Origin of the sequence: Nocardia sp. NPDC004168 (assembly GCF_040610355.1) — a bacterium.
GTDB lineage: Bacteria > Actinomycetota > Actinomycetes > Mycobacteriales > Mycobacteriaceae > Nocardia > Nocardia sichangensis.
On sequence record NZ_JBEXME010000005.1, the window covers coordinates 335,176 to 360,467 of the forward strand.

The 25,292-nt window shown below is 66.3% G+C and carries 28 protein-coding genes and 1 pseudogene; 19 read left to right on the forward strand and 10 right to left on the reverse strand.

Annotated features, from left to right (window positions below; genetic code table 11):
- Positions 1-5: 5 nt before the first annotated feature.
- Complete coding sequence (locus ABZW96_RS13380; RefSeq protein ID WP_355074269.1) at positions 6-650, forward strand: SRPBCC family protein; 645 nt, start codon at positions 6-8, stop codon at positions 648-650.
- Positions 647-1,873 (forward strand): VWA domain-containing protein, encoded by a 1,227-nt coding sequence (locus ABZW96_RS13385; RefSeq protein WP_355074270.1) that lies wholly within the window; start codon positions 647-649, stop codon positions 1,871-1,873. Before ABZW96_RS13380 ends, ABZW96_RS13385 begins: the two co-directional genes overlap by 4 nt.
- 159 nt (positions 1,874-2,032) lie before the next feature.
- On the opposite strand, the gene ABZW96_RS13390 is transcribed toward ABZW96_RS13385, so the two are convergent.
- Positions 2,033-2,473: a hypothetical protein gene (locus ABZW96_RS13390; protein ID WP_355074272.1), complete on the reverse strand. Its 441-nt coding sequence runs from the start codon at positions 2,471-2,473 to the stop codon at positions 2,033-2,035.
- Positions 2,474-2,954: 481 nt separating this feature from the next.
- Here ABZW96_RS13390 and ABZW96_RS13395 point away from each other — a divergent pair, with 481 nt between their 5' ends.
- Entirely contained in the window at positions 2,955-3,359 is a 405-nt protein-coding gene (locus tag ABZW96_RS13395; RefSeq protein ID WP_355074274.1) for a hypothetical protein, read from the forward strand.
- Positions 3,360-3,498: 139 nt separating this feature from the next.
- Here the strand turns inward: ABZW96_RS13395 and ABZW96_RS13400 are convergent, their stop codons facing one another.
- On the reverse strand, positions 3,499-4,500 hold the full coding sequence (locus ABZW96_RS13400; protein ID WP_355074276.1) for a transcriptional regulator: 1,002 nt from the start codon (positions 4,498-4,500) through the stop codon (positions 3,499-3,501).
- 93 nt (positions 4,501-4,593) lie between these two features.
- Here ABZW96_RS13400 and ABZW96_RS13405 point away from each other — a divergent pair, with 93 nt between their 5' ends.
- The 4 genes from ABZW96_RS13405 to ABZW96_RS13420 all read left to right on the forward strand — a co-directional run bounded on the left by ABZW96_RS13405 (position 4,594) and on the right by ABZW96_RS13420 (position 7,857).
- Entirely contained in the window at positions 4,594-5,016 is a 423-nt protein-coding gene (locus ABZW96_RS13405; protein WP_355074278.1) for a VOC family protein, read from the forward strand.
- A 31-nt stretch (positions 5,017-5,047) separates the two neighbouring features.
- Positions 5,048-5,308 (forward strand): hypothetical protein, encoded by a 261-nt coding sequence (locus tag ABZW96_RS13410; RefSeq protein WP_355074280.1) that lies wholly within the window; start codon positions 5,048-5,050, stop codon positions 5,306-5,308.
- Between the two features lie 203 nt (positions 5,309-5,511).
- Positions 5,512-6,945 carry an aminobutyraldehyde dehydrogenase gene (locus tag ABZW96_RS13415; RefSeq protein WP_355074281.1) on the forward strand — a complete coding sequence of 478 codons (1,434 nt, stop codon included), beginning with the start codon at positions 5,512-5,514 and terminating at the stop codon, positions 6,943-6,945.
- A 165-nt stretch (positions 6,946-7,110) separates the two neighbouring features.
- Positions 7,111-7,857, forward strand: a complete 747-nt coding sequence (locus ABZW96_RS13420) for an ABC transporter permease (RefSeq protein ID WP_355074283.1) — start codon at positions 7,111-7,113, stop codon at positions 7,855-7,857.
- Between the two features lie 50 nt (positions 7,858-7,907).
- Here the strand turns inward: ABZW96_RS13420 and ABZW96_RS13425 are convergent, their stop codons facing one another.
- Positions 7,908-8,564 carry a VC0807 family protein gene (locus ABZW96_RS13425; RefSeq protein WP_355074284.1) on the reverse strand — a complete coding sequence of 219 codons (657 nt, stop codon included), beginning with the start codon at positions 8,562-8,564 and terminating at the stop codon, positions 7,908-7,910.
- Positions 8,565-8,791: 227 nt separating this feature from the next.
- Here ABZW96_RS13425 and ABZW96_RS13430 point away from each other — a divergent pair, with 227 nt between their 5' ends.
- A complete protein-coding gene (locus ABZW96_RS13430) occupies positions 8,792-9,184 on the forward strand; it encodes a hypothetical protein (protein WP_355074285.1) in 393 nt (130 codons plus the stop codon).
- Positions 9,185-9,257: 73 nt separating this feature from the next.
- Here ABZW96_RS13430 and ABZW96_RS13435 read toward each other — a convergent pair whose 3' ends face one another.
- Positions 9,258-9,635 carry a TIGR03618 family F420-dependent PPOX class oxidoreductase gene (locus tag ABZW96_RS13435; protein ID WP_355074286.1) on the reverse strand — a complete coding sequence of 126 codons (378 nt, stop codon included), beginning with the start codon at positions 9,633-9,635 and terminating at the stop codon, positions 9,258-9,260.
- Between the two features lie 46 nt (positions 9,636-9,681).
- Entirely contained in the window at positions 9,682-9,972 is a 291-nt protein-coding gene (locus tag ABZW96_RS13440) for a dihydrofolate reductase family protein (protein ID WP_355074288.1), read from the reverse strand.
- A gap of 90 nt (positions 9,973-10,062) precedes the next feature.
- Between ABZW96_RS13440 and ABZW96_RS13445 the strand changes: the two genes are divergently transcribed.
- From ABZW96_RS13445 to ABZW96_RS13455, 3 genes are all read left to right on the forward strand, one after another.
- A complete protein-coding gene (locus ABZW96_RS13445; RefSeq protein WP_355074290.1) occupies positions 10,063-10,515 on the forward strand; it encodes a helix-turn-helix domain-containing protein in 453 nt (150 codons plus the stop codon).
- Positions 10,516-10,753: 238 nt separating this feature from the next.
- Entirely contained in the window at positions 10,754-10,984 is a 231-nt protein-coding gene (locus tag ABZW96_RS13450; RefSeq protein ID WP_355074292.1) for a DUF6400 family protein, read from the forward strand.
- A gap of 299 nt (positions 10,985-11,283) precedes the next feature.
- Positions 11,284-12,114 (forward strand): LLM class F420-dependent oxidoreductase, encoded by an 831-nt coding sequence (locus tag ABZW96_RS13455; protein WP_355074294.1) that lies wholly within the window; start codon positions 11,284-11,286, stop codon positions 12,112-12,114.
- Between the two features lie 190 nt (positions 12,115-12,304).
- On the opposite strand, the gene ABZW96_RS13460 is transcribed toward ABZW96_RS13455, so the two are convergent.
- On the reverse strand, positions 12,305-12,913 hold the full coding sequence (locus tag ABZW96_RS13460) for a helix-turn-helix domain-containing protein (RefSeq protein WP_355074295.1): 609 nt from the start codon (positions 12,911-12,913) through the stop codon (positions 12,305-12,307).
- Between the two features lie 77 nt (positions 12,914-12,990).
- Between ABZW96_RS13460 and ABZW96_RS13465 the strand changes: the two genes are divergently transcribed.
- On the forward strand, positions 12,991-13,941 hold the full coding sequence (locus tag ABZW96_RS13465) for a zinc-binding dehydrogenase (protein WP_355074296.1): 951 nt from the start codon (positions 12,991-12,993) through the stop codon (positions 13,939-13,941).
- A gap of 476 nt (positions 13,942-14,417) precedes the next feature.
- Positions 14,418-15,110 (forward strand): dienelactone hydrolase family protein, encoded by a 693-nt coding sequence (locus tag ABZW96_RS13470; RefSeq protein ID WP_355074298.1) that lies wholly within the window; start codon positions 14,418-14,420, stop codon positions 15,108-15,110.
- Between the two features lie 195 nt (positions 15,111-15,305).
- Here ABZW96_RS13470 and ABZW96_RS13475 read toward each other — a convergent pair whose 3' ends face one another.
- Positions 15,306-16,640, reverse strand: coding sequence for a carotenoid oxygenase family protein (locus ABZW96_RS13475; protein ID WP_355074300.1), 1,335 nt, complete (start codon positions 16,638-16,640; stop codon positions 15,306-15,308).
- 332 nt (positions 16,641-16,972) lie between these two features.
- Here ABZW96_RS13475 and ABZW96_RS13480 point away from each other — a divergent pair, with 332 nt between their 5' ends.
- The 4 genes from ABZW96_RS13480 (at position 16,973) to ABZW96_RS13495 (ending at position 20,762) form a co-directional block, all read left to right on the forward strand.
- Complete coding sequence (locus tag ABZW96_RS13480) at positions 16,973-17,737, forward strand: potassium channel family protein (protein ID WP_355074302.1); 765 nt, start codon at positions 16,973-16,975, stop codon at positions 17,735-17,737.
- Positions 17,738-18,002: 265 nt separating this feature from the next.
- Entirely contained in the window at positions 18,003-19,286 is a 1,284-nt protein-coding gene (locus tag ABZW96_RS13485) for a serine hydrolase (RefSeq protein WP_355074304.1), read from the forward strand.
- 523 nt (positions 19,287-19,809) lie between these two features.
- A complete protein-coding gene (locus ABZW96_RS13490) occupies positions 19,810-20,370 on the forward strand; it encodes a choice-of-anchor K domain-containing protein (RefSeq protein ID WP_355074305.1) in 561 nt (186 codons plus the stop codon).
- A gap of 119 nt (positions 20,371-20,489) precedes the next feature.
- Complete coding sequence (locus ABZW96_RS13495; RefSeq protein ID WP_355074307.1) at positions 20,490-20,762, forward strand: hypothetical protein; 273 nt, start codon at positions 20,490-20,492, stop codon at positions 20,760-20,762.
- A gap of 136 nt (positions 20,763-20,898) precedes the next feature.
- Here ABZW96_RS13495 and ABZW96_RS13500 read toward each other — a convergent pair whose 3' ends face one another.
- The gene (locus ABZW96_RS13500; RefSeq protein ID WP_355074309.1) at positions 20,899-21,366 is read right to left on the reverse strand and encodes a MarR family transcriptional regulator; all 468 of its coding nucleotides are present in this window, start codon (positions 21,364-21,366) and stop codon (positions 20,899-20,901) included.
- Between the two features lie 111 nt (positions 21,367-21,477).
- On the opposite strand from ABZW96_RS13500, the gene ABZW96_RS13505 reads away from it, so the two are divergent.
- On the forward strand, positions 21,478-22,605 hold the full coding sequence (locus ABZW96_RS13505) for an NADH:flavin oxidoreductase (RefSeq protein ID WP_355074311.1): 1,128 nt from the start codon (positions 21,478-21,480) through the stop codon (positions 22,603-22,605).
- 212 nt (positions 22,606-22,817) lie between these two features.
- Positions 22,818-23,474: a helix-turn-helix domain-containing protein gene (locus ABZW96_RS13510; protein ID WP_355074313.1), complete on the forward strand. Its 657-nt coding sequence runs from the start codon at positions 22,818-22,820 to the stop codon at positions 23,472-23,474.
- Positions 23,475-23,668: 194 nt separating this feature from the next.
- Here ABZW96_RS13510 and ABZW96_RS13515 read toward each other — a convergent pair.
- Together ABZW96_RS13515 and ABZW96_RS13520 are read right to left on the reverse strand one after the other, a co-directional pair.
- Positions 23,669-23,743 (reverse strand): annotated as a pseudogene (locus tag ABZW96_RS13515) (FAD-dependent monooxygenase); the annotation flags it as partial.
- A 59-nt stretch (positions 23,744-23,802) separates the two neighbouring features.
- Positions 23,803-25,242 carry an MDR family MFS transporter gene (locus ABZW96_RS13520; RefSeq protein WP_355074315.1) on the reverse strand — a complete coding sequence of 480 codons (1,440 nt, stop codon included), beginning with the start codon at positions 25,240-25,242 and terminating at the stop codon, positions 23,803-23,805.
- Positions 25,243-25,292: the final 50 nt, after the last annotated feature.

The following is a 25,292-nucleotide window of genomic DNA, read 5'->3' on the forward strand; positions in this document are numbered from 1 at the left end:
CCGCAATGAAGATCGCCAACGAGTTCACCGTGAACGCACCCGTCGAGCGGGCCTGGGAGGTACTGACCGACCTCGAACAGGTCGTCCCGCTCCTGCCCGGCGCACAGATGGTCGGACGGCAGGGAGACGACTTCCTCGGCAGATTGAAGGTCAAAGTCGGCCCGGTGACCAGCGAATTCACCGGCAAAGCGCAGTTCGTCGAGCGCGACGAACACGACCATCGTGCTGTCATCAGCGGGCGCGGCCGGGATTCGCACGGATCCGGGAACGCCGCCGCGACCATCACCACACGGCTGTGCGCGGACGACGGCAGGACCCGGGTCACCGTCGACACCGACCTCAAGGTTGTCGGCAAACTCGCCCAGTTCGGCAGCGGAATGCTGCAACAGGTGTCCGAGAAGATGATGAATCAGTTCGTCACATCCTTGGAAACGAAACTCGCGGCTGCCGATGAGACCTCTGTGGAGCCGGTAGCCGAGCCGGACCGCCGAGCAGCACAGCCGGTGGCGCCGCCCGAGCCCGCGCCGCTGGACCTTGTCGAACTCATGGGGCCCGCGATGATCAAGAAATATGCGCCCGCGGTCGTGTTCGCACTCGCGGCAGTGCTCGGAATAATTTTGCTGCGCAAGCGGATACGCACGAATCGATGACGCGGGCGGCACTGCTGCGCGGCGTGGATCTGGCGGCGTTCGCCGTCGCGGTGGTCGCGCGGCTGCGGGGAAGTGGCGTCGCGGTGGCGCCGAGCGGTCCCGCGCTGTTCGTGCAAGCCTGGCGTCGCATGGCGCCGCGCTCGCGCACCGAACTCTACTGGGCCATGCGACTGACGCTCGTCGATCGCATGCAAGATCTCGCCGCCTTCGACGCGGTCTTCGCGGCGGTGTTCGCCGACGCGGTGCTGGGTGTGGACCCGGCGAGCCGGACGCACGGACTACCGGCCGAACGCGCGTCGGCGCCGGGCACAGTCGGTCGGGGGCGGTCTCGGCACGGCGGTGATGTCCCCTGGGCGACGCCGCGATCGGCAACCGGCGCCGACCGGTCCACCGACCAGGCTCCAGCGCTGCCGGACGTGCTGCCGAGCCGGTTCGCCGCACGGGAACAGGAACCGTTCGCCTGCTTCGATCCGGACGATCTGCGAACGATCGGCGCCTGGCTGGAACAGGCGGCGGCGCTCTGGCCGCAGCGCCGCAGCACGCGCCAGGAAAGTGATCCGCATGGCAAGCGGATCGACTTCCGGGCGACGATGAACCACTCGCGGCGCACCGGCTGGGAGTCGGCGGTGCTGGTCCGCACCCGTCCCAGGCGTCGCCCGCGCCGGATCGTCATGATCTGCGACGTCAGCCGCTCCATGCAGCCGTATTCGACGATCTACCTGCACCTGATGCGGGCCGCCATGCAACGCCGTTCGTCCGATCGACCCGAGGCGTTCGCCTTCTCCACTTCCCTGACCAGGCTCACCCCCGTGCTCGCGCACCGTTCCCCGGAGGTGGCGGTGGCCCGGGCCAACGACAAGGTGCTCGACCGCTACGGCGGCACGCACATCGGCCGATGCCTCGGCACACTGCTGGCGACTCCGTCCGGTAACGCAGTGCGCGGCGCCGTCGTCGTCATCGCCTCGGACGGTTGGGACAGCGACACTCCCGATCTCTTGGCCCGCGCGATGGCCCGGATCAGACGCCGGGCTTGGCGCGTCATCTGGCTCAATCCCCGTGCGGGCGAGTCCGGGTTCCAGCCGGCCACCGGCGCGATGGCGGCAGCCCTGCCGTTCTGCGACACCATGATGCCCGCGCACACTCTTGCGGAGGTACACGCGTTCGTTCGGATTCTGGCATCGTCGACTGTGTCCGCCGACCGATACCCGATCCCCTCCCGGTGATCATCGAGAAACCTTGCGGTGGCGCGAACCCACCCGAGCCCTCGACGGCACACCCGAGGCGCACCGACTACTGCGCGCGCCCATTCCGACCGGGGTTCCACATGATTGAGTTTTGAACAGCGTCCTGTTCGATCGCGCTGTCCGCCGTCCGGCGGATGATCAGGTGTGCTGGAATTGCCACTGCTGGGTGCGGCTGATCGGCGCGGATCGCGCGAGCCCGATCTGCTCGGGTCCGATTTCACCGTCGTGACCGGGCAGGTCGAGGACGAACTCGCAGGCGGCCCAGACAGCGATGCGGTAACAGTCGGGGTGGGCTTCCTCGGCGGTGATCTGCCACCCCATCGGCGTCCCACTGCACTCGAGGTGGGTTCCCTCGCTCACCACCCCGTCGCCGAGTCCGAGCCTGGTGCCGGTGCGTCCGCTGCCGATATACCAAATTCCCTCGCCGAATTCCGGCGCTCTGGACAACAGCCAATGCTGCCAGCCGTCCTCGACACCTGGCTCCGCCACCACCGTCACCTGATCAGCGCTGTCGAGCGCCAGCACACAACCGGCGCCGACATTGACGATCCGATAGACACCCTCGCTCAAACCGGTCATGATCCGTCGTCCTCACCATCCGCTAGATCCCGAGGCCACGGTGTTCCCGCGAGCCTCGCGTCAGAAGATTCCGTGCCTTTGGGCTACCCCGCCCATCGACCGAAGAATCACGTCGGTACGGGCGCGATCGCAGCCGCCTGGCTCCTCCGAACGAGACAGAGGCCCCTACTGCTCACAGCGAGCTGCGGACGATCTGCGTAGTCGGCAACCGTCCGGTCGGGACCTACCCCCGACACCTCGCGCTGTCTCCACCCACCGCCGCCCGGTGACTCTGTCGGCTGTCTGCGGTGAGCGGCGGTCGGCACCCCGCGCCGGTGCACGGCGCGACCGGGGGGCGACTCGGAAATCATCTCGAATTCCGCGCGCAGCGACACGCCAACGAGAACGCAGAGCGGATGCGGCCCACGAATCCAACGGCGGCTACACTCGGCCTCCGGACACCGCAGCCGAGGGGATGGCTCCCAGAACCTGGAGGACGGTAATGGCTGACTACGATCGAGTCGTTTCGCTGTCCCGCGAGAAATTCGAACAATCGGGACCGAGTGTTGCCGAACTCAGAGACGATACGAAGTCGACCAAATCAGATGACGTCGACATCGCACGGACGGAGCGGATCCTCGACCTGCGAGAGGGCATGCTCGCCGGCGACGAGTACTACCTCCAAAAAATCGTCTGCGAATGCGGAAGACGCCTCACCATGTACGACTTCGTCTTCACCGGTTTGGTTGACGCCGGCCATTCGAAGTCTCTTATCGTGCATACATTCGTCGGCAATAAGCTGGTGGTCAACGAAGCTCGGCCTATCCGGTGTTCCGCGTGCGCCAGGGTCTGCCCGCGCCCGTGGTATCGAATGCCGCAAAGTTACGGTTGCCGACCACCTGCGTGATTGTTCAGCCGAAGGCAACACCCTCTCGTATATCGCACCTGCTCGTCAGGTATACGGCTGCTCGGTGTGTTCGATCCCGGCGATCGGTTCGGGCCCGACGCGGTTCCGTGCTGATTCGAGTGCGCCGCCGGACAACGACTCACCCGCACACCTGCCGGCCGGGTCCGCTGTTCGCTGCGTCGGTGTAGCGGCGGGCCAGGTGGGCGAAAGCGGCGGTGAGTTCGGGCGGGCCGATGACCTCGATGTCAGCGTCGAACCTGCCGAGAGAGCTTGCGAGCGCGGGCCACGACCACGAGCCCAGGACGATTCGGCAGCGGTCGGGACCGAGCGCCTCGACCACTCCGTCGTGGAGGAACGGTGCGACCGCGGTGGCGGGCAGGTGCAGGATGACCGCACCGCGGCAGGGCCATCCGCCGTTCGCGTCCGAACCGCGAAAACTGCTGCTCACGAAGGTGGCCACATCTCCCGCAGGAAGTTCGCGCGGAACGAAGCGGGGGCCGGTGGGGATGCGCGGGGTGATCCGGTCTGCTCGGAACGTCCGCCAGTCGTCACGGTCGAGGTCCCACGCCACGAGGTACCAGCGCCCTCCCCACGTGACGAGATGGTGGGGCTGCACTCGACGCGGGGGGTGCGCGGCGGCAAGCGGTGCGGCCGCGCCGTTGTAGTCGAAACGCAGTACTTCGCGGGCATTGATGGCGGCGCCGATCGCCGTGAGAACCTCCGTGCCAACCTCGGGTGCGGACTGGTCGGCGGGCGGTGCGACAGCGGTGATCCGAAGAGTGTCCATGCGGTGGCGTAGCCGCGCGGGCATGACCTGACGGATGGTGGTCAGCGCTCGCGCCGCGGATTCTTCGATACCGGCGCCTGCGGTGGTGGCGATCTGCAGTGCGACGGCCAGGGCGACGGCCTGCTCGTCGTCGAACAGCAGCGGCGGCAGTTGTGTACCCGCGCCGAGCCGGTATCCCCCGTCCGGGCCTTTGCTGGTGACGATCGGATAGCCGAGTTCGCGCAGCCGGTCCACGTCACGGCGCACCGTGCGCGGGCTGACTTCCAGCCGCTGGGCCAGCAGCATTCCCGGCCAGTCCCGGCGCGCCTGGAGCAGGGACAGCAGTGCCAGCAGTCGCGCGGAAGTTTTCGGCATGTTTGTCATCCTGCCCGAAGTAGAGGACACAACTTGGCCACTACCCTTGCGAATGTTGCTCACGTCAGCCATCGAGCCGAATCAGGAGCAACCTTGTCCCTCACAACCACCACCCACCTGAACTTCCGCGGTGACGCCCGCGCCGCGCTGGCGTTCTACCAGTCCGTTTTCGGCGGCCACCTCGCCGTCGTCACCTACGGAGACGCCGGAGCTGTCCGTGACGAGTCCGAAGCCGACCAGATCATGTGGGGCCAGGTACAGGCCGACAGCGGGTTCCACGTCATGGCCTACGACGTGCCCTCGTCGATGGACTACCACCCTGGAGAGAACGGGTTCTTTGTCTCCGTGCGCGGAGAGACCGTCGGCGAGGTGTCGGACTACTGGGAGAAACTCACCGCGGGCGCCACCGTGGTGATTCCGATAGGCCCGGCGAGCTGGGCGACCGCCTACGGGATGCTGCGGGACCGTTTCGGTGTGGTCTGGGTCGTCGACGTCGTCAGCGAATACAACGGATAACTCGTTGCGTCATCGGGGCGCTCCCGCCCCGATGTCCATCCGCCTTCCCGCCGGGCCGCCTGGGGCACTTCCCGTCGACGAATCTGCATCTGCCGCAGAATCGCCGCCGCATTCCACCAACCCAATCGAATTCGCCGCCGCCTTCGTGGCCAGACGGGCCACGAGCCATGATTCGATATCCCGATGGGCGGCGGCAACGCCGGTCGGCGGGGGGGTGAAGGCGGTGCACAACTTTTCCGACATCTGGAACGACAATATTCTTAGCGAGGCGGAATTCGTCGCAATCGGATGAAATGACGCTGTTCGGCGCGGATAAGCAGGACTCCAGCAGCATAGTCCTCGGCAGTCACGAGAGGAGTAAAATCAATTCATTCGATATCGATAAATCAAATATCGACGATAATTGATAGCCCGACGATGGCGACCAGATGCCGAGTCGACCGACCGTCCCACGCCAACGAATCGTCGACAGAACAGAGCGATCGAGGAGGCATCATGACAGTGGTTCAGAACTTCATCGACGGCAAGCTCGTCGACTCGGTCGGTGGTGCGACGATGGCACTGGTCGACCCCGCTACCGGCGATCGGTACGGTACCGCCCCGGTGTCCGACGAACAGGACATCGACAACGCGTACGCAGCGGCCGCCAGAGCGTTCCGCGACTGGAAGCGGACGACGCCGGCGCAACGCCAGAAGGCGCTGTTGGATTTCGCCGACGAGTTGGAGAATGCCGCCGACGCGCTTGTCGAGGCCGAGGGCCGCGACACCGGCAAGCCGAACCACATCACCTCGGCCGCGGAGATCCCGCAGATGCTGGACCAGACCCGATTCTTCGCGGGAGCGGCACGGGTACTCGAGGGCAAGTCGGCCTGCGAGTACCTGGCGGGCCATACATCCTGGATCCGCCGGGAGCCGATCGGCGTCATCGGGCAGGTGACACCGTGGAATTACCCGATGATGATGGCCATCTGGAAGTTCGTTCCCGCGATAGCGGCAGGCAATACCGTGGTGATCAAGCCGAGCGAAACCACTCCGGTGACGACGGTGATGCTCGCCGAACTGGCCTCCGAACACCTGCCGCCAGGTGTGCTCAACGTGGTAACCGGTGACCGGGCGACCGGCGCGGCGGTGGTCGCGCATCCGACTCCGAAGATGGTATCGATCACCGGTTCGGTGGCCGCGGGCCGTGCGGTCGCGGAGTCGGCCGGGAGCCACCTGAAGCGGACGCATTTGGAGTTGGGCGGCAAAGCGCCGGTGATCGTGTTCCCCGACGCCGATATCGCTGCTGCCGCCCAGGGTATCGCGGCCGCGGGCTATTTCAACGCCGGGCAGGATTGCACGGCGGCCACCCGAGTGCTCGGTCACGGCTCTGTGGCCGACGATCTGACCGCGGCGCTGGCCGAGCAGGCCTGCGGCGCGACAACCACTTTCGGCAAAGCCGCCGATGACGAGGATGCCTGGGTGCCACCGGTCAACAACGCCGACCAACTACAGCGGGTGCTCGGCTTCCTCGACGAGGTACCCGATCACGCTTCGGTCGTGGCCGGTGGACACCGGCAGGGCGACCACGGGTATTACGTCGAGCCGACGGTCATCGGGGGGTTGTTGCAGGATGACCGGATGAGCCAGAACGAGATCTTCGGCCCGGTGATCACCGTGCAGTCGTTCACCGACGAAGACGAGGCGATCCGGTGGGCCAACGGCGTCGAATACGGGCTTGCCTCCTCGGTGTGGACCAAGGATGTGTCGAGGGCGCTCCGCGTGTCGGCCGCGCTCGACTTCGGCTCCGTGTGGATCAACACCCACACCGCGCTGGTCGCCGAGATGCCGCACGGCGGGTTCAAGTCGTCCGGACACGGCAAGGATCTGTCGATGTACGGGCTGGAGGACTACACCCGCGTCAAGCATGTGATGGCCAAGATCGACTGAAGCCCCACGACGATGACAGCACAGCCGGTCGCCGCCACCGGCAGCACCATGCGCCAATTGCGGCGTCGCCATCACCTACTCGTGTGATCCAGGCCGGTCGGCGGCACAATCGCAACAGCGTAGGCAACGAATCCGGTGCCGTGAGCGAAGACGAAAGGGGCGCGGGTGCACGCGACCGTAGAGCCCGGCGTCGAACTGGCGGTGCTGTGCGTGGTGATGGTGGCCCTGACAGCCGCGTGCTATCGGGTGGCGCGATTGGGACCGGCTCCCGTGGCTCCGCGCGCCGCGATCCGCGGCGCCGCACAACTCGGAATCGTCGCGCTGGTCCTGGCCGCGGCACTGGCACAGCTCTGGTCCGCGGTGCTCGTCCTGGCCGTCATGTTTGCCGCCGCGGTGGCGACCGCCGCGCAGCGGTCCTCGGCCGGCTGGTCGGGAATGTGGCTCACCGTCGCACTCGGGGCGGGCATCGGGGTGGTGGTGCCGCTGATGCTGATCAGCGGCGTAGTCCCACTCACCGGTGTGGCGTTGGTCCCGATCGGCGGAATCGTGCTGGGCGGAACGATGACCGCGACATCGCTCGCCGCCCGTCGAGCCCTCGACACGGTCGAACAACGGTGGGGTGAAGTGGAGGCGGCGATGAGTCTGGGCTTCACCGAACGCGAAGCACGCCTCGAGGTCGTCCGCCCGAGCGTCGGGGATGCGCTGTTGCCGGGCGTCGATCAGACTCGCACCGTCGGATTGGTCACTCTGCCCGGCGCTTTCGTCGGTGTGCTGCTCGCCAGCGGCTCGGCCCTTCAGGCCGCCGCGGTACAGATGCTGGTGCTCACCGGCCTGCTGCTGGCCCAAGCATCCGCGGTCGCGGTGACCACCGAACTGGTCGCACGCTCGAAGGTTCGCCGCACACGACGGTAACGACACCAAGGATCCGTACCAGCCGAAGGTGCCGCACCGAGCCGCGCCGGTCACCCCCGGAGCGCCTTGCGCATCCGCTTGACCCTCCGGACGGTGACGACCGCCAGCACCGTCAACGTGGCCGTCAGCAGCACCGTGGACAACCACGCCATGGTGGGCACCGACAGCCGGTAGACCAACACGATCCGGGTCGCGGCCTCGACGACCAGTCCCACGCCCCACAATGCCGAGAGGCGGACGTGGGTGCGGCGGGCCAGCGCATTGGTGCGGTAGGTGTGCTCGATGACGGCCAGGTCGCCGGTCGCCATGACGCGGCGGGCGGCGTAGTAGGTCAGCGGTTTGCCGAAGAACAGGCCGATGAGGATTGTGACGCCGATACCGGCGGTCACCACGGATTGTTGCACCATGAGCGTGCGGGCGTCGCCACTGAGCAGCGACCCGATCAGTCCGATCACGAAGCCGCACAAGACCATTCCGGCGAACAGGTCGATCCGGCGATTCCGCGCCACCTCCACGAGCACGGTCGCCGCGGAGGCCAGCGCCCCGGCAAGCAGCGCCATGAAATCGGAGCAGCCGAGCGCGTGCAGCACGAAGTAGGCCGCTATCGGCACCAGGATGTCGCGCGCCACGGGGGCGAACAGTTTTCGCAGGTCCGGACGCCCAGTGGCAACCTGCGCGGCGGGGGAAACGGTGTCGTCGACGATCATGGTGGGCAACTCCTGTAAGAACGGGCCGGACAGGAATCGAATCTACGAACGCGAGAGCCGTCCGGGATCTGTCAACCGTCACATGTCGGGCATGACAACTGTCATGCCGCGGTAGCCGCCCCTGAACGGCACCCGACCCGGACCCGCAGCCGTTCGACGTGGCGGAGTCGGCGTTCGGCGAGGACACTGAGGACGTAGCACCCAACTCGTCCCCAGGAGCACATGCGATGCCAACCAACGGGCCTTTCGGCATCGATCCGGAAGATTTCGAACGCGCACTGCGCGGGGCGGGCACCGAGCTCCGCGACCTGCTCGGGAAAGCCGGTGTATACCTGGATCGCGTAGATCACGCGACCGTCGGTTCACTGGCGTCGCTGCTCGGTCAGTTCGTCCAGCCACAACAGCCACGTCCACCGAAACCCGAGGGCGAGACCACCGGGGAGACCGGCAGCGGGGTGTGGGTGATCTACAGAGTCGACGACATCGGCGAGGCCAAGGTCGAGCAGGTATTTCCGAGCGAACTCGAGGCTTTGCGCGCCCATCGCGACAACACCGATGATCGCCGTCGGGTGCGGTTCCTGCCCTACGGGGTTCCGGCAAGTGTGTTGGATGCGCCCTGACGGCTGTACAACCACCGACTACCCCGATGCGATGGACGGTAGGGACATCCGGCCGGGGTGAAGCCCCGCGGTTTCAGCCGATGCTTTGACGGGTCGGCTCGATGAGCGCGATGAACCGCTCCTCTTGCCGCGAGTAGGGGTTGCCGGTGTATTTCGTCGAGATTTGGTCGACGATCTCCCATGCGGCGTCGCCTTCGAGCCATGCGACGACCCTGCCGCGGATGACGACCGGCCGGAGCGGGTTGTCGACCGGTGTGAGGGACAGTGCGATCCGGGGGTCGCGGCGCATGTTGCGAGTCTTGCGATAGCCGGGGCCGGTGATGATCGCGATATGGTCGCCGTGGGTGCCGGTCCAGACGGGGACGGAGTGGAGTGCGCCGTCGGGCAGGATGCTGGCGAGGTGGGCGATCGAGGTGCCTTCGAGCACGCGGCGCACTTCGGGGTCGAGCATGCTTGTCATCTCCTGGGCGTGAGTTCTCGGTATCGATATCGAAGGGTCAACGCTGAATCTCGTAGTGGAGGTGAGTGACTCCCGGCGCGGGAACGGCTTCGACCAGACGCAGACGCACCTGCTCGGGCAGCGCCCGGAAGAAGGGCCTGCCCTCGCCGAGCAGGACCGGCACCTGATGCAGAACCACTTCGTCGACGAGTCCCGCTTTCAACGCCTCGGTCACGACGCCGCCGCCCATGAGGGCGACATCCTTGTCGCCTGCGGTCTCACGGGCTGCCGCGATCGCGTCCTCGATGCCGGTGGTGACGAGGTTTTGGCGGTCGGAAACCTTGCTCATCTCCACATTCCTCTCTGAGTTCCTTCAAGAGACTTCAGAACCGTAGCACCTTCAGTTCCCTGAAGGAACTCCAATGGGTAAGCTGTTTCCATGCAGCGCACGAACTTCAGCGGGATGGCGTGCTCGATCGCGCGGACGCTCGACGTCATCGGGGAGCCGTGGTCACCGCTGGTCCTGCGGGATGTGTGGGTCGGGCTCAATCGGTTCGACCAGATCCAGGCCGACCTGGGAATCTCCCGCAAGGTCCTGACCGAGCGGCTGAACCACCTCGTCGATCAGGGGGTGCTCGTCCGGCGTCCTTACGACCAGCGGCCACGCTACGAGTACCACCTCACGAAGAAGGGTCTCGAGCTGGTGGACCTGCTCATGGTCATGACCCGCTGGGGTGACAGATGGCTCTCGGGCCAGGAAGGCCCGCCGGTGCTCTACCGCCACCACGCGTGCGGCCGGATCAGCGACGTCGACCTGCGCTGCGCCCACTGCGGCGAGCCGATGCACGCGGAGGACATCGACACACTGCCGGGCCCCGGCGCAGCCGGATGACCCGCCCGCTTGCGTTGCGTCCAGTTGCGAGGGCGCCGGGTAGCGGGATTCGGGGCCTGGATCAATCGCTGGCCGAATACGCTTCCGATCATTCGCTCTACTCCGCCGTCCAGCGCATGTACGGACATCGAATGTGACGAAGACATATCACAGAACGTGATGCAGATCATTGCGCCAAAAGATGTGGTTGGGCATCGTCGTCCATTCATTTTGGAAAGAACCTGGTTGGAGATGCCGAATGGCCGACCATAATTTCGCTTACGACCTCACGCTGGACGAGGCACGACGGCGCAGCGCCGTCTTGGCGGCGCTCGGAGACGACTGGGATCCGGTTGCGGTGCTCGCCGAGGAAGAGCTGGCGTACACCATGCTGTACTCGAATCTCGACGATGAGCAGCAGCGAATCTACGAGGAACTCGTCCAAGCGGGGATCCTGCCGGATCGAGCGACACGCGATACTGCGCACTGATCCGACCGCCGAGCACGAACCGTGACCGGTGTTCGGCGTGTGCGACAGCCCGACCGCCGGACGGATCGTCCCCGAGCCGGCATCCGGAACTCATCCAGAGCTGTCGCGCGGGACCAGGGACACGGCCGAGTGGTCGGACTGCACCCAGGTCGTAGGCGCCGGTCGTCCGCACCGTTATCGTTTTCCTGAGGAAATCTTCGCCCGCCGGCATCCACGCCCGCGTGGGCCGGGACGCGAAACGGTATACCTTCAGCGGCGGGTCGCTGACCAGCGGAGGCAAAAGGAAGGTTCGGACGTTTATGGCGATCGACGGTCTCGGACGGTACGGCGTATGGCGCGGCTACCGGGGATTCGCTCCCGCGGATGCCGCCGAACTCGAGGGTCTCGGTTACAGCGCGCTGTGGCTCGGTGGGTCGCCGCCCGCCGACTTGCCGGTGGTCGAGTCGTTGCTCGAGGCGACGGAGACGTTGATCGTCGCCACCAGCATCGTGAATATCTGGACGGCACCGGCGAATACGGTCGCCGAATCGTTCCACCGGATCGAACAGCGATTCCCCGGCCGCTTCCTGCTCGGTATCGGCGTGGGGCACCCGGAGGCCAACAAGCCGTATCAGAAACCGTACGACGCGCTGGTGGAGTACCTCGACGAGCTCGACAAGGCCGGGGTGCCGAAGGAGCGGATCGCACTGGCGGCCCTCGGGCCGAAGGTGCTCGAACTCTCGCGCGAGCGCACCGCCGGCGCGCTGCCGTATCTGGCTCCGCCGGAGCACACCGCGCGGGCGCGCCGGATCCTCGGCTCCGCGCTGCTGGTCGCGGAGCAGAAGCTCGTGCTCGACGACGATCCGCAGCGGGCGCGCGAAGTCGGCAGGCAGATGGTGGACATGTATCTCGGCCTGCGCAATTACGTCTCGAACCTGCGGCGTCTCGGCTTCTCCGAGGACGATGTGACCAAACCGGGCAGTGACCGTCTCATCGATGTGCTCACGGTGCACGGCACGCCCGTCGAGGTCACCGGGCAACTGGTCGAGCATCTGAAGGCTGGTGCCGACCACATTGCGCTGCAGGCATTGGATGCGGACTATCTCGGCTCGCTGCGCCAACTCGCGCCGCTGCTGACCGCGGCCGACTGAATAACCGTGCCGGGCCGCGTTCTCGTGAGGCCGGCCATTCGCTGATCCACGTCGATCGACGGTTCGATGGGTGCGCACAGCGGTGTCGAGCACTGGCGACGGATGCGTCCGCTGCCGCAGAGGTGCCGGAGTCGGAGGGTGTGTAGGCTGCCACCGTCCCGCGGTGTTGCGTTGCGGCGGAAAGCGACTCCTACCGCGCACGCGGCATTGCCGACAGCGGACCGTTCTCAGGCGAGGCGCGGAACGCCTGGATCATGAGCGCGGCGAAGCGCCGCGAGGCCGCCACACGGGTTTGCGAGCCGGCCCGGATTCCTCGGTGTGCCATGAGCATGAGGCTCAGGTCGGCGACTGCGAAGTCGGGTCGCAGCTGCCCTGTCTTCTCGGCGCGGCGGGCCAGTTCGCCGACCGCCCGTAGCGCAGCGGCACGTTCGGCGGCGAAGTCGATTGCGTCGGGAAAGGTCGAGGTGAACGCCTCGGTGAAGGCGCGGTTGTCGGCGTGCAGCGCACAGATGTTCTCGATGAACTGGCAGAAGCCATGCCAGGGATCCGGGTCGGACAGTCCTTGCTCGACGAGGGCGCGGCAGGCGCGCATCTCACCGGCGAACGCGGCGGTGGCCAGGATCTCCTTGGTCGGAAAGTGCCGGTACAGCGTCGCGGGCCCGACCCGGGCATGGCGGGCGATATCGCGCATCGGCACGGTCATTCCCTCGGCGGCGAACAGAGCACGCGCGGCGTCCAGGATGCGTTCGCGGTTGTCCCTGGCATCCGAACGCAGAGTGTGAGGCAAACGGTCGGCCACCGCTCTCACTTTAGCTAAGCGGACGCATGCGTCCGTTAGCGTCGGCTCGGGGGGCTGACGGGAGACGAGGAGAGCCAGTGAAAGCCATCGAGATCCGGACCTTCGGAAGCCCTGACGGCATGGCAGTGGCCGACATTCGCATCCCGTCGCCCGCCGCAGGACAGGTGCTCGTCACCACGGAGGCGATCGGCGTCGGTGGAGTGGACGCGGTGATCCGGCGCGGCACCCTCGGCGGTTACGGCTTCCGGGAAGGGCACATCCCCGGCAGCGAGGTCGCCGGGGTCGTGACCGCGGTCGGCGCGGGTGTCGACCGCTCGTGGGTGGGGCGGCGGGTGTGGGCGTTCACCGGGGTCGGCGGCGGATATGTCGAACATGCCGTCGCCGCCGTCGAGCAGATCCTCGCGCTGCCCGAGCACCTGTCTCCGGCCGCGGCGGTCACCCTGGGCAGCTCCGGAGTCGTGGCGCACTTCGGTCTCGCCCATGCCCGCTTCGCCGCAGGCGAGTCGGTGCTGGTGCGCGGAGCGGGGGGCAGTATCGGAATCTCGGCCGTGCAGCTCGCCGCTCGCGCCGGCGCCGCCGCGGTCGCGGTCACGACCTCCTCGCCGGAGAGAGGCGATCGGCTCCGCGCCCTCGGCGCCGTCCAAGTGTTGGACCGCGCCGGGACCGGTGGCGCGGACTACGACGTCATCATCGACATCGTCGCCGGCGCCGCCGTCCCGTCGTTCCTCGGCAAACTCGCGCCGAACGGCCGCATGGTGGTCGTGGGGATCGTCGCGGGCTATCCACCGGCCGATTTCGGTATGACGATGATGACGGCGTTCCAGAAGTCGCTCTCCTTCGCAACCTTCAGCGCCGACACCATCGACCACACCGCCCAGCGAGCGATCCGCGCCGAGCAGTTCGCCGCCGCGGCTCGCGGGGAACTGGATGCGGTAGTGCACGAATTGCTGCCGCTGGAGCAGGCCGCGCTGGCGCATCGGAAGATGGACGCCGGAGAGGTTTTCGGTCGCATCGTCCTGACGCCGTGAGCGATCGCGTCGCCGAAATCCAGCGCCAGGTCTCCGCGCCCCGGCGATTTGCCCCTCCCGCGCCACCGGAAAGATTTCTCGGCGGCCGGACCTCCCAGCCCCCGACCGCCCGATTCGGCTCGACGCGCTCCATCGGATTCACAGGCCGTATCGGTTCAGAGGCGGCGTCGGTACTGCCATAGCCCCATCATCCCCTGCCTTCCGCGGTGGACCCCTACGTTCGACAGCCGGAAGCGCCGACGATCGCAATAACTTAGTGCTGGTTTCAATTCGAGTTCGATGGTGCGGGCGGTGAGGTAGCTTCTGTTCGACCGGCTGCGTCGAGCACAGGCGTGTCGACCTGGAAAAGGCTCCTGAACTGGGATAATCGGAGTTTGCGCAGCAGACTCGACACCGCATTCAGCTGGCCGTGTGGATGTCCACCGCTCGACGTCCCGACAAACTCGCCCCGACCCACCGAAGGAAGTCAGAGCGCCATGACAGATATCAGCATCGAGACGCTCAACGGAACCATCGACGCGGTGCTCGAAATCCCGTCCGGCGAAGGACCCTGGCCTGGCGTGGTCGTCATCCACGACGCCCTTGGGCTCCGCGACCCCCACCGGGAGATCGCGCGTCGCATCGCCGGCAACGGCTATCTGGCGATCGTGCCCAACCTGTACTCCCGCGGCGGGATGATCCGCTGTATGCGCTCGATGTTCAACGATCTCATGGCCTATGAAGGCCGCACCTTCGACGACATCGCGGCGGCACGAAAATGCTTGGCAGAAAGGTCCGACTGCACCGGTGCAGTCGGCATCGCCGGATTCTGCTCGGGCGGCGGGTTCGCCCTCGTCGCCTCTACGAAGGGCTTCGGCGCATCAGCGCCGTTCTATCCACCGCCCCTGCAGAGCAAGTACGCCGAAATCGTCGAGGGCGCGTGCCCCATAGTCGCCAGCTTCGGCCGACGCGATCCGATGAACCGGGGTAGCGGCCCGCGCCTCGAAGAAGTGTTGACCCAGAAGAAGATTCCACACGACGTCAAGACCTACCCCGACGCGGGTCACAGCTTCGCCGACCGCACTCCCGTGCAGGCGGTGGCGCGCGTCTTCGGGTTCGGCGAGAACGAGAAGGTCGCCGCGGACGCGTGGCAGAGGGTATTCACGTTCTTCGGCCAGCACCTACGGTGACCGCGACGCCGCGAGATCGGCGTCGGGGAGCCTCCGCCCGCGTTGTCGGACCAGTAGAGCATCGAACGCTCCCCGCCGTCCGCGACGGCGGCCCCGGACACCGCGGCATCGGCCGCACACCTGCGCGCCGCGCTGCCTCGACACACGGATTGGAGGAGACCGCGCGGGCGGTCGGCGCAACAGCTGGAGATGGAGTCAAGAGGGGATCCAACTGCCGTGGAAGCCGGTGGGGATTCGGACGGGCAGGTGGACTTCGGCGATGGGAGGGCTGGCGAGGTCGGCGGCGTCCAGAATCAGGAGGTAGCCGTTTCCGTGAAGACGATCGTGGGCGAAACTCATCAGGTATCCGTCGTTTTCGTCCGTCGCCTGGGCGCGCGGGACGAATACGGCCTCACCACAGCTACGCCCTTCCGGCAGTCGGTGAGTGCGCCGTGAGGCGCCGTCGGCGAAGTCGTAGCGGTAGATGCGGGAGTGGCTCGGTTCGGCTTCGAGCGAGAAGCTGACCAGGTAACCGAAGCGGTGGTGGAGCCCGACCGTGCTGTCGGCGACGCGCGGATACTCGACCACCGCGTCGTCCACCTGCTGTTCGGTGACGGTGCCCTCGGCAAGCAGCAGGCGCCACTGGTGCAGGCGGGGCAGTCCGCCGCCGATATCGTCGCTGCCGTCCCGCCACAATGCTGCCACCCGCGTACCGGTGAGGGTGATGGCGCCGTCGGCCTCGAAGGCGTTGAGGGTATGCCACACATAGCAGGGTTCGATGTCGAACCAGCGGACCGGGCCACCGGCGCGGGCCATCACCCCGAACCGCGCGTGATGTCCGTCGTCCCAGCGCCACGCTGCGGTGACCTGGTCGAACACGACCGGCAGGTCCATGAAGACCACATGGTGCCGGGTCACGGCGAAGTCGTGCATCATCGTGGCGCGCGGAAGTTCGATCGGCTGGGTCCGGAGCAGCTCGCCGGAGGGTGACACACGGTGGTAGGTCAGATACGGCGGGCGCAGTCGGTAACCGAAGAACAGCAACTCGCCGGATTCCGGACAGATCTTGGGGTGCGCGGTCATCGGCGTTCGCAGCGCGCCGTCGAAGGTGAACGGTCCGACGGTCTCCAGTTCCGGCGTGAGCTGGTAGGGGAAGCCGCCTTCCTCGAGCGCCAGAAGTCGGCCCGCGTGGCTGACGACGTGAGTGTTGGCCGTGGTGACCCGGTAATCCATCGTCGCGGTCGCCGGGTCGAAGCCGAGTTCGAAGCGCGATCGGCCCGGGTGGTGGTAGAGCGGGGTGCGCACGTAGCGGTTGCGATACCAGCGCGCGCGTCCTTCCGTCAAGGCGACCGCATGGACCATGCCGTCCCCGGCGAAGTAGTGCGGTGACCAACCGGTCCGTGGGTTGGGACCATTACGCACGAACATTCCGTTCAAGTCTGCGGGTATTTCTCCGATCACCTCCGCTGGTTCCACGGTGCATTCCTCGGTGACCGGCGCGTTGTTCCCGGCCAGATGCAGCGGCACGGCTGCGTGCGACGGCATTGTCATCGTCGGATCTCCCTTCCCCGGATCGCCGTGCCAGGATGCCGAGACAATTCCCGAACAAACAGACTTGTTTTCGGCGAAGCCCTGAGCCGCTCACCGAACTCCCAGCTCAGCGCCGCGCAAGAAAATATGCGCGACTCGATCACCGCCATCCGCGCCGGCGGCGGCCGTCGCGGATGGCGCCGGCCGACTCGTCGCTGGAATGACGACCGGGATAGGCACGGTGACCTGGGTTCCGTGTGAGAATCGGCTGGAGAACGGCCGGTCTCTTTCGGGACTCGGCGGCCGAACCCGCGGTGTCGCCGACACCGCTGCGCAGCGACACAGGTAGTCCGATGACCGAAACACATTCCGAGTGCACCCGCAGAGAGTTTTGGGAGCGGACGACCGGCATCCCCTTGATGGTGCTGGCCGTCGCGTTTCTCTGCGTCTATGCCTGGCAGGTGCTCGATACCGGGGCATCGCCTCGCCTGGACGCCTGGCTCACCCGGGTCGACGTGCTGATCTGGGCGGCGTTCGCGCTGGATTTCGCCGTGCGGTTGGTGCTGTCCGGGAACCGGTTGCGATTCCTGCGTACCCACCCGGTCGACCTGTTGATCGTGGTGTTGCCGCCGCTTCGCCCCCTGCGGCTGTTGCGGGCGGCCATGCTCGTGATCGGCACCCTGAACCGGAACACGACGACCAGAGCCAGGCTCGCGGTATTCGTCGGAACTAGTTCGCTACTGCTTCTGCTGCTGTGCAGCCTGGCATTCTTCGACGCCGAGTACGGGGCGGCCGACAGCAAGATCCACAATTTCGGTGACGCGCTGTGGTGGTCGATGGTGTCGGTGACCACCGTCGGCTACGGCGATGTGTATCCGGTGACCACCGAAGGCCGTTTGATCTCGCTGATCCTGATGACCTTGGGCATCGGCCTGATCAGTTTCGCAATCGGCACCACCACCAGCTGGGTGATGGATCAGCTGAAGAGCGTCGAGGCGAATGTGGAGAGTACCGATCGGGAGATCACCGAACTCGTCGCAGAGATCAGAGCATTACGTGCCGAGGTGGCCGCTCTGCGATCCACTGGGATCGAGCCGGATACCGTGCCGGCCGAATGACCCACGCATCCTCGGTGACAATGCCCATCTCCGGCGAGAGTCGCCAACGCGACCCTGCGGTGTCGGCCGGATTTCAACATGATTCGCCACAGCCGCGACCACCAGCGGATGCGGGCCGGTGCGGGGCCGCCCCTGCAAGTAGGGGCGTGCAGGGCCGTAACCGGGGGTGAGGTGGGGGCGATGAGCCAGGTGGAGTTCGTCGAGAGCGGAGGCCGGCGTGGGTCGAGCTATGAGAAGTGTTGCGGTGGTCGCTATTACGGCGGCAATGTCGATGTTCGGGATCGGTGCGCCGGTGACGGCGCATGCCGAACCGGACGGGCTGAGGCATTGCGCGGTCAGCAGTGGACGAGTACCGGAAACAGCGACCCCGGAGGAGGTCGGACTCGATTCGCCCGCGCTGCGCCAGGCGGTGGCGCTCGCGGCGGATTCGACCCGCACGACGCTGCAGATCTTTCGGAACAATTGCCTGATCGCGACCGGCCCGAACACCGCGCGGGCCGCCGGTGTGCCGTGGAATCTATGGAGTAGCACCAAGAGTGTGGTTTCGATGGTAGCCGGGATCGCGGTCGACGAGCAGCGGCTGCGGCTCGATGACCCGATCGGCGCCTATCTGCCGCCCGAGCTCGGTGATGCCGGACATCGCGCGATCACGGTGCGGAATCTGCTCATCGAATCCAGCGGCATGCGGGTAGCGGTGGCCTCGGAGGGCATCACCGGGTTGGCGCAAATCGACCCGAATGTGGTGGCGCAGGCGCTGGCGATGCCGATCGATCAACAGCAGGGCACCGAGTGGCGCTACAGTCAGCGCGCTGTCGATCTGCTCGTGTACGTCATCCAGCGTGCGGTCGATGAGGACTTTCAGACGTACGCGCAACGAAAGCTCTTCGATCCGTTGGGAATTCCGCCGACCGACTACTTCTGGGGACGGGACCGCAGTGGAAACACCTACGGTTACGCGCATCTACTGCTGCCACCGGACGACTTCGCCAAGCTCGGACTGCTGCTCACCAATCGCGGCCAGTGGGGCGGTCACCAGATCATTTCCGCGGAATATCTCGCGCAGGCAGGCCGGCCCGCCCCGACGAACCCATGCTATGGCTTCCTGTTCGTGGTGAACGGGCCGGACTGCGGCAACTACTTTCCTGGACTGCCGCCGGATGCGATGCAGATGTCGGGAATGATGCGCCAGGACAATTTCGTGGTGCCGAGCCTCGGATTGATGGTCAGTTGGACCGGTGTCACGGTGCCGGGGAGCGCGTTGAGCTTCCCGCACGATGTCCTGCGCGCGGTCGGCGCCGCCTTCCGGGACCCTCGCATACCCGCTGCGGCGCCCTACGAACAGCAATCCGATGTCCAACTGTCCGATCCGATGATCTCGAACCCGGACGCGACACTCGCCGCACTCGGCATCGGCCCGATGGCCTACCCAGGTTGCAACCCGCTGTCCTGCCTGGGTAAACCCATGTCCGCACCGTTCGCGAATTGGCCACCGGGTTGTTTCATACTCGGCTGCGTCGGCCCGCACCCGGCGACCCCTGGAATTCCGTAGCGGCACAACGCGTATATGCGGCCAAGGCCATCCCGCTGCCCCGCGGCGCCAGCACTTCTGCGCTGGGCGCCGCAGGCTGCGGCGTGCCGCGATCCGCGTCGCGCACCACGCCGCCGCCGACATATCACGACGCCGGGCCGCGCAACCGATCCGTAGTTCCTTTTGGTCTCATAGCATTCGAAGACGGCTCCGAAAGATGTTCGCGACGAACTGGACTTGGCGATCGATGCGCACCCAGCAGCACTCCTACGCAAATACGTCGCCGAACGAGATGGTCCGACTCACCTTCGTCGGTGAGCACGCCCTCGACCAGTGGCTACGACACCCCTGAGATGCGCGCCAACCTGCCTTCACCGTCTTCGGCGCGCATGGGTCCATCGAAGATCTCCGAGTAGTAGCTCGACCCAATTATTCCTGTCGCACAACCGATTTCGATGACAGGTCGCCCTCTGTGGGGGATGATGTGTCTCACGGTAGATAGGCAGTTCGCCGATCGGTCCGGAAACAAGGGGGCATGTCTGTCATGGGAAAAGTGGACACCAGAGGTGTTTGGACGCGCGTCAGCGTGGACGAGTCGCAGTTCGAGGGTTTGCGACAGCCCGGAGTCAGGTCGAGCGCGGGCATCAAATCGAGTATCCGATGGGGCGGCAGCCAAGACGAGGAGAAGAGCGGCTACGACTTCACCGGCCTCACCGATGTCGACGCGCGCCTCGACGGCCAGAACTTCCGGCTCGGCATATTCACACACTACAACCGTCGAATTCATTTGCCACACAGTCAGTTCTCGGTTTTCTTGAAGGTCACCGTCGACTTCCACGACGAGGGATTCGACCATACGTTCACCCTGCGTTTCCGTCACGACGAGACGCCCAACCAGCCGGGCGACGTCGCCGATGTGGTGAGACCGCCGGTAGTCCACGAGAACGACATCGTCCGCGTCGACGGCACCGAATACCTGGTGACCATCAGCGGTTTCCTGGATGACAAGGATGAAGTGAAGCCGTACTTCGAAAATCCCGAAGGGGAAATCAAGAGAGTCTGGCTCGTTGCGAAATTCGAACCCCAGGTTGAGCCGGGTTCCTGAAGATACTCGCCCGGCGCCCATCCTATGTCCTGGTGTGGCGGGACGCTGATGTAAACGGACACTTCACAGCCGGGCCCGACGGCGTGTTCGCCGGGCCCGGCCGCGGCAATCCAGCGTGCATGATCGACCACCGTGACCCGGGCGCAGCTAGCCGCGCCGACGGTCTTTCCTTGTGGCGCTATCGGGCCGCGATGCACGCCGCCGGAGTCCCGAACGACCACGTCTCCATGTGCGTCATCTACGGCATCAAGCCGAACGGGGATCTGCACTGGTATCGCCACGACGGGGGGCGGGACGGCACGGCGACGTGGACGGCCGGTGCGGGTGGGAAGAAGATCAGTGGTGGCTGGGACATCTACAGCGGATGTCCTGGGAATCGCGGCTCCGCTTGATGCACGGTTCGACTCCCCCAGAGGCTGCCCTTCGGGGGAGCGTCTACGTCGTCCAGAATCAGGCGGAGACCGCCAACGTCGGTCACGGTTGGCCTGGAACAGCTCTTTCGGGTCGGTGTGCCGGCGTCGTCGGCGCTTATCGACCTGCGACCGACGCAGGTGAGTCCGCTCGGGTGACGAGCCGGGAGACGAAAACTCGTTCCAACAGTTCGTACAGACAGTCGCGGTCCTGGTCGCTGAGCCTGTTCAGGCCGTCCTGGGTGGCGCGCATTTTCGCCCGGATCGTGTCGGTTATCTGTTCGCCCTCGGGCGTGATGACGAGATTGGTGACGCGCCGGTCGGCTTCGCTGGCCTCTCGTCGCACGAGGCCACGCTTCTCCAGCCGGTTGATGATCCCGGTGACGTTGGAGGCGTCGCAGGCCAAGGTCTCGGCCAAGGCGCGCATCGCGACGGGCCCTCGGCGCAGCACGGTCAGCGCCTTGCCCTGGCTCGCCGTCAAGTTCTCGCTCGCCGCCGCGACGGTGAAGTCGCCGTAGTAGACGCCGAGCGACACCGAGAGCAGCTCCATCAACTGGGCCGTGTCGACGCGGGGAGCTTCTGCCATGGCAACCAGCCTATCCGCAGAAACTTGACTATCTCAAATATTTACCCTTAGCGTGTGTGGCCATTGCTTGAAGTTCTCAACCATCGAAGTCGTAGCAACGAGGAGTACCCAGTGATCGTCACCGCGTCCGACGCCTCGCGCACAGCCGAGATCCTCTCGCGGCCCGTCGCGCTGAACGGCCTGACCGTCCCGAACCGCATCGTGATGGCGCCGATGACGCGCATGTTCTCCCCCGGCGGCGTTCCCGGTGACGATGTGCGGTCGTACTACGCCCGCCGCGCCGCCGCCGGCGTGGGCCTGATCGTCACCGAGGGCACCTACGTCGGCCACGAGTCCGCTGGGCAGAGTGACCGTGTGCCGCGCTTCCACGGTGAAGAGCAGTTGGCGGGGTGGGCGAAGGTCGCCGAGGACGTTCACGCGGCAGGCGGCACCATCGTGCCGCAGCTGTGGCACATCGGCATGGTCCGCAACCAGGGGGACGCGCCCTACCCCGATGCGCCCGCCGTCGGCCCCTCCGGTATTCGCGTCGACGGCACCGAGGGTCTCGGTAAGGCGATGACCCAGGGTGACCTGGACGACGTCATCGGCGCCTTCGCCGAGGCCGCGGCGGACGCCGAGCGCATCGGCTTCGACGGCGTCGAACTGCACGGCGCTCACGGTTATCTCCTCGACCAGTTCCTGTGGGCGCGAACGAACCGCCGTGACGATGCCTACGGCGGCGGCATCGCGGCCCGGACAACGTTCGCCGCCGAGATCGTGGCCGCTGTTCGTGCGGCCGTCTCGCCCGGCTTCCCCGTGATCTTCCGTTACTCGCAGTGGAAGCAGGAGGCCTACGATGCACGGCTCGCCGAGACGCCGCAGGAGCTGGAAGCGATCCTGGCTCCGCTCGCCGCAGCCGGCGTAGACGCCTTCCACGCCTCCACCCGTCGCTACTGGCTCCCGGAGTTCGACGGCTCGGACCTGAACCTGGCAGGCTGGACCAAGAAGCTCACCGGCAAGCCCACCATCACCGTCGGCTCGGTCGGCCTGGACGGTGACTTCCTCCGTGCCTTCACCGGCGAGGGCGCCGAACTCGGCAGCCTCGACAACCTCCTCGATCGCCTGGAGCGCGAAGAATTCGACTTGGTCGCCGTCGGTCGCGCCCTGCTCCAGGACCCGGAGTGGGCGTCCAAGGTCCTGGCGGGGCGGATCCACGAGCTGAAGCCGTACGACGCGGCGGCACTGAAGACGCTGAGGTAAGCGAGTTTCAGCAGGCCGTCGTCGTCGATCCGAGCGAAACGGCGGATCGAGCGCACCGTGGGCATCCATAGCGAGCCACGCCGGGCGAGCGCATCCAGGACACCCGGCGTTCGGCGCATGGACCACCGCCGGGAGGCCGTCACCACTGTAATCGTATCTGATGGAGCCATCAGATACGATTACAGTGACATTCGCCGATGGAAGAGGGATCCATGTCCGCCGACCCCGTGGTGCGAAATCGCATCGACCGCCGCCGGGAACGCACCCGCAACGCACTGCTGGGCGCGGCACGGAAGTTCCTGGCGGAAGGACGTTCGGCGGTGAGCATCCAAGAGATCACCGACGCCGCCGACGTGGGATTCGGCTCGTTCTACAACCACTTCACCTCCAAGGAAGAGCTGTTCGACGAAGCCGTCCGCTCGGTGTTGCAGGTCTACAGCGAGATGCGCGACGAGATCGTGAAGCTGTACGACGACCCGGCCGAGGTATTCGCGGTGAGTTTCCGGATGACCGGCCGTCTCCAGCGGCAGGCGCCGGAGATAGTGCGGGTGCTGCTGAATTCCGGCATGCCGGTGCTGCTTCGGGACGAGGGCCTGGCCCCGCGTGCCCGCCGCGACATCATCGCCGCCCAGGAGGCGGGCCGGTTCGAGCCGATGGACCCGGACATGGCCGTCATGGCCGCAGGCGGCGCGCTGCTGGGCCTGCTGCAACTCCTGGACGCCCAACCCGGGGCCGATGCGGGCGCGCTGACCGACGAGATGACCTTCCATGTGCTGCGCATGTTCGGCATGAACAAGCGTTCGGCGCAGAAGCTCGTCTCCCACCCCCTGCCCCCGCAGCCGCAGCCGCAGCTAGTCCCTGATCCATAGTTCCGGTGGCATCGTCATGCTCAGTGGCGCAGGTCTATCCGTGACCTCGTCGAGGCGGCGCCCGTCCTCGAGGCGATCATTGGGCAACAGACGCCCTGCCGCGCCGTAGCAGTGGAGCGGCCTCCAGCGCCGAGCGGCGCAGTGGTGGTATCTCGCCGCTGGATATCACACGGGCGAGACCGGGCAGTCGATGTTAGTCCCGCGCCCATCCCCTGACCGATGAACGGCGGGGTGAGGTGGGCCGCGTCACCGAGCAAGAACACCCCCCTTACGATCGGGGGCAACGCGCGCCTGAGGGACGAAAACCGCTGACCCGTCGGCGTCTGCTTCAGTTGCCGAGAGAGTCATCGGCCGCGTCGACGCGTCCGCCCCGTGCGGCCAACGCGGCCGCGGGAATAATGGCGACCAGTGCGGCTCCCAGCACCCAGGTGAAAGTGGTCGCGAACGCCTCCGCCTGCTCCGAGTGCTGGATCCCGCTGTCTCTCAGCCCCTGCTGCAGGACCACCACGAACACGGCCGTGCCGATGGATCCGCCGATGCGCTGCATGATATTGAGCTGAGGTGTGGCATCCGCCATCTGAGCCGGGCCGAGGTTGCGCAGCGCCACCGTCATGGCAGGTGTCGCGGCCAGTCCGATGCCGAGGCCACGCACGATCATCGCGGCGGCCAGCAGCCAGTACGGCGTGTCGCAGGCAACGAACAGGAACGGCACCGTGGCGACGACACCGATCACCGCACCGATCACGCTGGTGAGCCCGCCGAGCCGCTCGACCATGGGTGCCGACAGCCCCATGGCTACGGCCGCTCCCAGCCCTTGCGGGGCCAGCAGCATTCCGGTGTGCGCGGCATCCTGATCTCGGATCACCTGAAAATACAGAGGCAGCAGCACCATCGCCCCGAAGGTCACCGCGCCCAGCACCAGCGTCGTGACCGCACCAGCACGGAACAGCGGATCCCGCCACAGCCGCAGATCGAGAACAGGATGCGCGGATCGCGTCGCGTGCGCGACGAAAAGGCCGATGACGGCGACGCCGGCCAGGACCGGAACCAGCACCTGCGGATCGGTCACATTCCGGACTGCGGCGCGAGCCGATCCGAAAGTGACGCCCACTGTTCCGAGTGAAATCAACACCACTCCAACGACATCCAACGGACCCGCGGCTTCGGTCGGCTCGTCGGGCTGGAGCAGTCGCCACGCCAGCACCAGGCCCAGCACGCCGAATGGCACGTTGATCAGGAAGATCCACTGCCAGCCCGCGTATTGCAACAACAGTCCGCCGATGGTCGGCCCGATGACGGGTGTCAGCACCATCGGCAGTCCCGCCGCCACCATGGCTCGCGCCATGCCGCGCTGCCCAGCGCTGGCGATCAGGATCAACTGCCCGACGGGAATCATCAGCCCCGCACCGAATCCCTGCGCGACGCGGGCGACGATCAGGGTACCCACCGAGTCCGCGAGTCCGCAGGCGATCGAGGCGACGGTGAACAGGCCGAGCGTGCTCATATAGAGCCGCTTGGGCCCGATCTTTCGGGCGGCCCAGCCGCTTGCGGGCAGCACCGCCACCTGCACCAGGAGATAAGCCGTGACGACCCACTGGATGGCGTCCAGCGACGCGTCCAGGGCCGTAGCCAGGGAGTGCAGAGCGACATTGACGATCGTGGCGTCGAGGAAGGCGAGCACCGCGCCGACCAATACGACGACCACGGCCCGACGTGCCTGCGGGCTCAGCCCGGTGGTCACGCCGTCGGAAACGTTGGAAGCAGTCACCTTCGCAGTGTCATCCACACGGGAAACTCTGTCAACCAATTGGATGACAA

Excerpts from the sequence above, each read along its gene's own strand:
- ABZW96_RS13380 (WP_355074269.1), top strand. The coding sequence starts at position 6 with ATGAAGATCGCCAACGAGTTCACCGTGAACGCACCCGTCGAGCGGGCC.
- ABZW96_RS13385 (WP_355074270.1), top strand. The coding sequence starts at position 647 with ATGACGCGGGCGGCACTGCTGCGCGGCGTGGATCTGGCGGCGTTCGCC.
- ABZW96_RS13390 (WP_355074272.1), bottom strand. The coding sequence starts at position 2,473 with ATGACCGGTTTGAGCGAGGGTGTCTATCGGATCGTCAATGTCGGCGCC.
- ABZW96_RS13395 (WP_355074274.1), top strand. The coding sequence starts at position 2,955 with ATGGCTGACTACGATCGAGTCGTTTCGCTGTCCCGCGAGAAATTCGAA.
- ABZW96_RS13400 (WP_355074276.1), bottom strand. The coding sequence starts at position 4,500 with ATGCCGAAAACTTCCGCGCGACTGCTGGCACTGCTGTCCCTGCTCCAG.
- ABZW96_RS13410 (WP_355074280.1), top strand. The coding sequence starts at position 5,048 with ATGTCCATCCGCCTTCCCGCCGGGCCGCCTGGGGCACTTCCCGTCGAC.
- ABZW96_RS13415 (WP_355074281.1), top strand. The coding sequence starts at position 5,512 with ATGACAGTGGTTCAGAACTTCATCGACGGCAAGCTCGTCGACTCGGTC.
- ABZW96_RS13425 (WP_355074284.1), bottom strand. The coding sequence starts at position 8,564 with ATGATCGTCGACGACACCGTTTCCCCCGCCGCGCAGGTTGCCACTGGG.
- ABZW96_RS13430 (WP_355074285.1), top strand. The coding sequence starts at position 8,792 with ATGCCAACCAACGGGCCTTTCGGCATCGATCCGGAAGATTTCGAACGC.
- ABZW96_RS13435 (WP_355074286.1), bottom strand. The coding sequence starts at position 9,635 with ATGCTCGACCCCGAAGTGCGCCGCGTGCTCGAAGGCACCTCGATCGCC.
- ABZW96_RS13440 (WP_355074288.1), bottom strand. The coding sequence starts at position 9,972 with ATGAGCAAGGTTTCCGACCGCCAAAACCTCGTCACCACCGGCATCGAG.
- ABZW96_RS13445 (WP_355074290.1), top strand. The coding sequence starts at position 10,063 with ATGCAGCGCACGAACTTCAGCGGGATGGCGTGCTCGATCGCGCGGACG.
- ABZW96_RS13450 (WP_355074292.1), top strand. The coding sequence starts at position 10,754 with ATGGCCGACCATAATTTCGCTTACGACCTCACGCTGGACGAGGCACGA.
- ABZW96_RS13455 (WP_355074294.1), top strand. The coding sequence starts at position 11,284 with ATGGCGATCGACGGTCTCGGACGGTACGGCGTATGGCGCGGCTACCGG.
- ABZW96_RS13470 (WP_355074298.1), top strand. The coding sequence starts at position 14,418 with ATGACAGATATCAGCATCGAGACGCTCAACGGAACCATCGACGCGGTG.
- ABZW96_RS13475 (WP_355074300.1), bottom strand. The coding sequence starts at position 16,640 with ATGACAATGCCGTCGCACGCAGCCGTGCCGCTGCATCTGGCCGGGAAC.
- ABZW96_RS13480 (WP_355074302.1), top strand. The coding sequence starts at position 16,973 with ATGACCGAAACACATTCCGAGTGCACCCGCAGAGAGTTTTGGGAGCGG.
- ABZW96_RS13485 (WP_355074304.1), top strand. The coding sequence starts at position 18,003 with ATGTCGATGTTCGGGATCGGTGCGCCGGTGACGGCGCATGCCGAACCG.
- ABZW96_RS13490 (WP_355074305.1), top strand. The coding sequence starts at position 19,810 with ATGGGAAAAGTGGACACCAGAGGTGTTTGGACGCGCGTCAGCGTGGAC.
- ABZW96_RS13495 (WP_355074307.1), top strand. The coding sequence starts at position 20,490 with ATGATCGACCACCGTGACCCGGGCGCAGCTAGCCGCGCCGACGGTCTT.
- ABZW96_RS13500 (WP_355074309.1), bottom strand. The coding sequence starts at position 21,366 with ATGGCAGAAGCTCCCCGCGTCGACACGGCCCAGTTGATGGAGCTGCTC.
- ABZW96_RS13510 (WP_355074313.1), top strand. The coding sequence starts at position 22,818 with ATGTCCGCCGACCCCGTGGTGCGAAATCGCATCGACCGCCGCCGGGAA.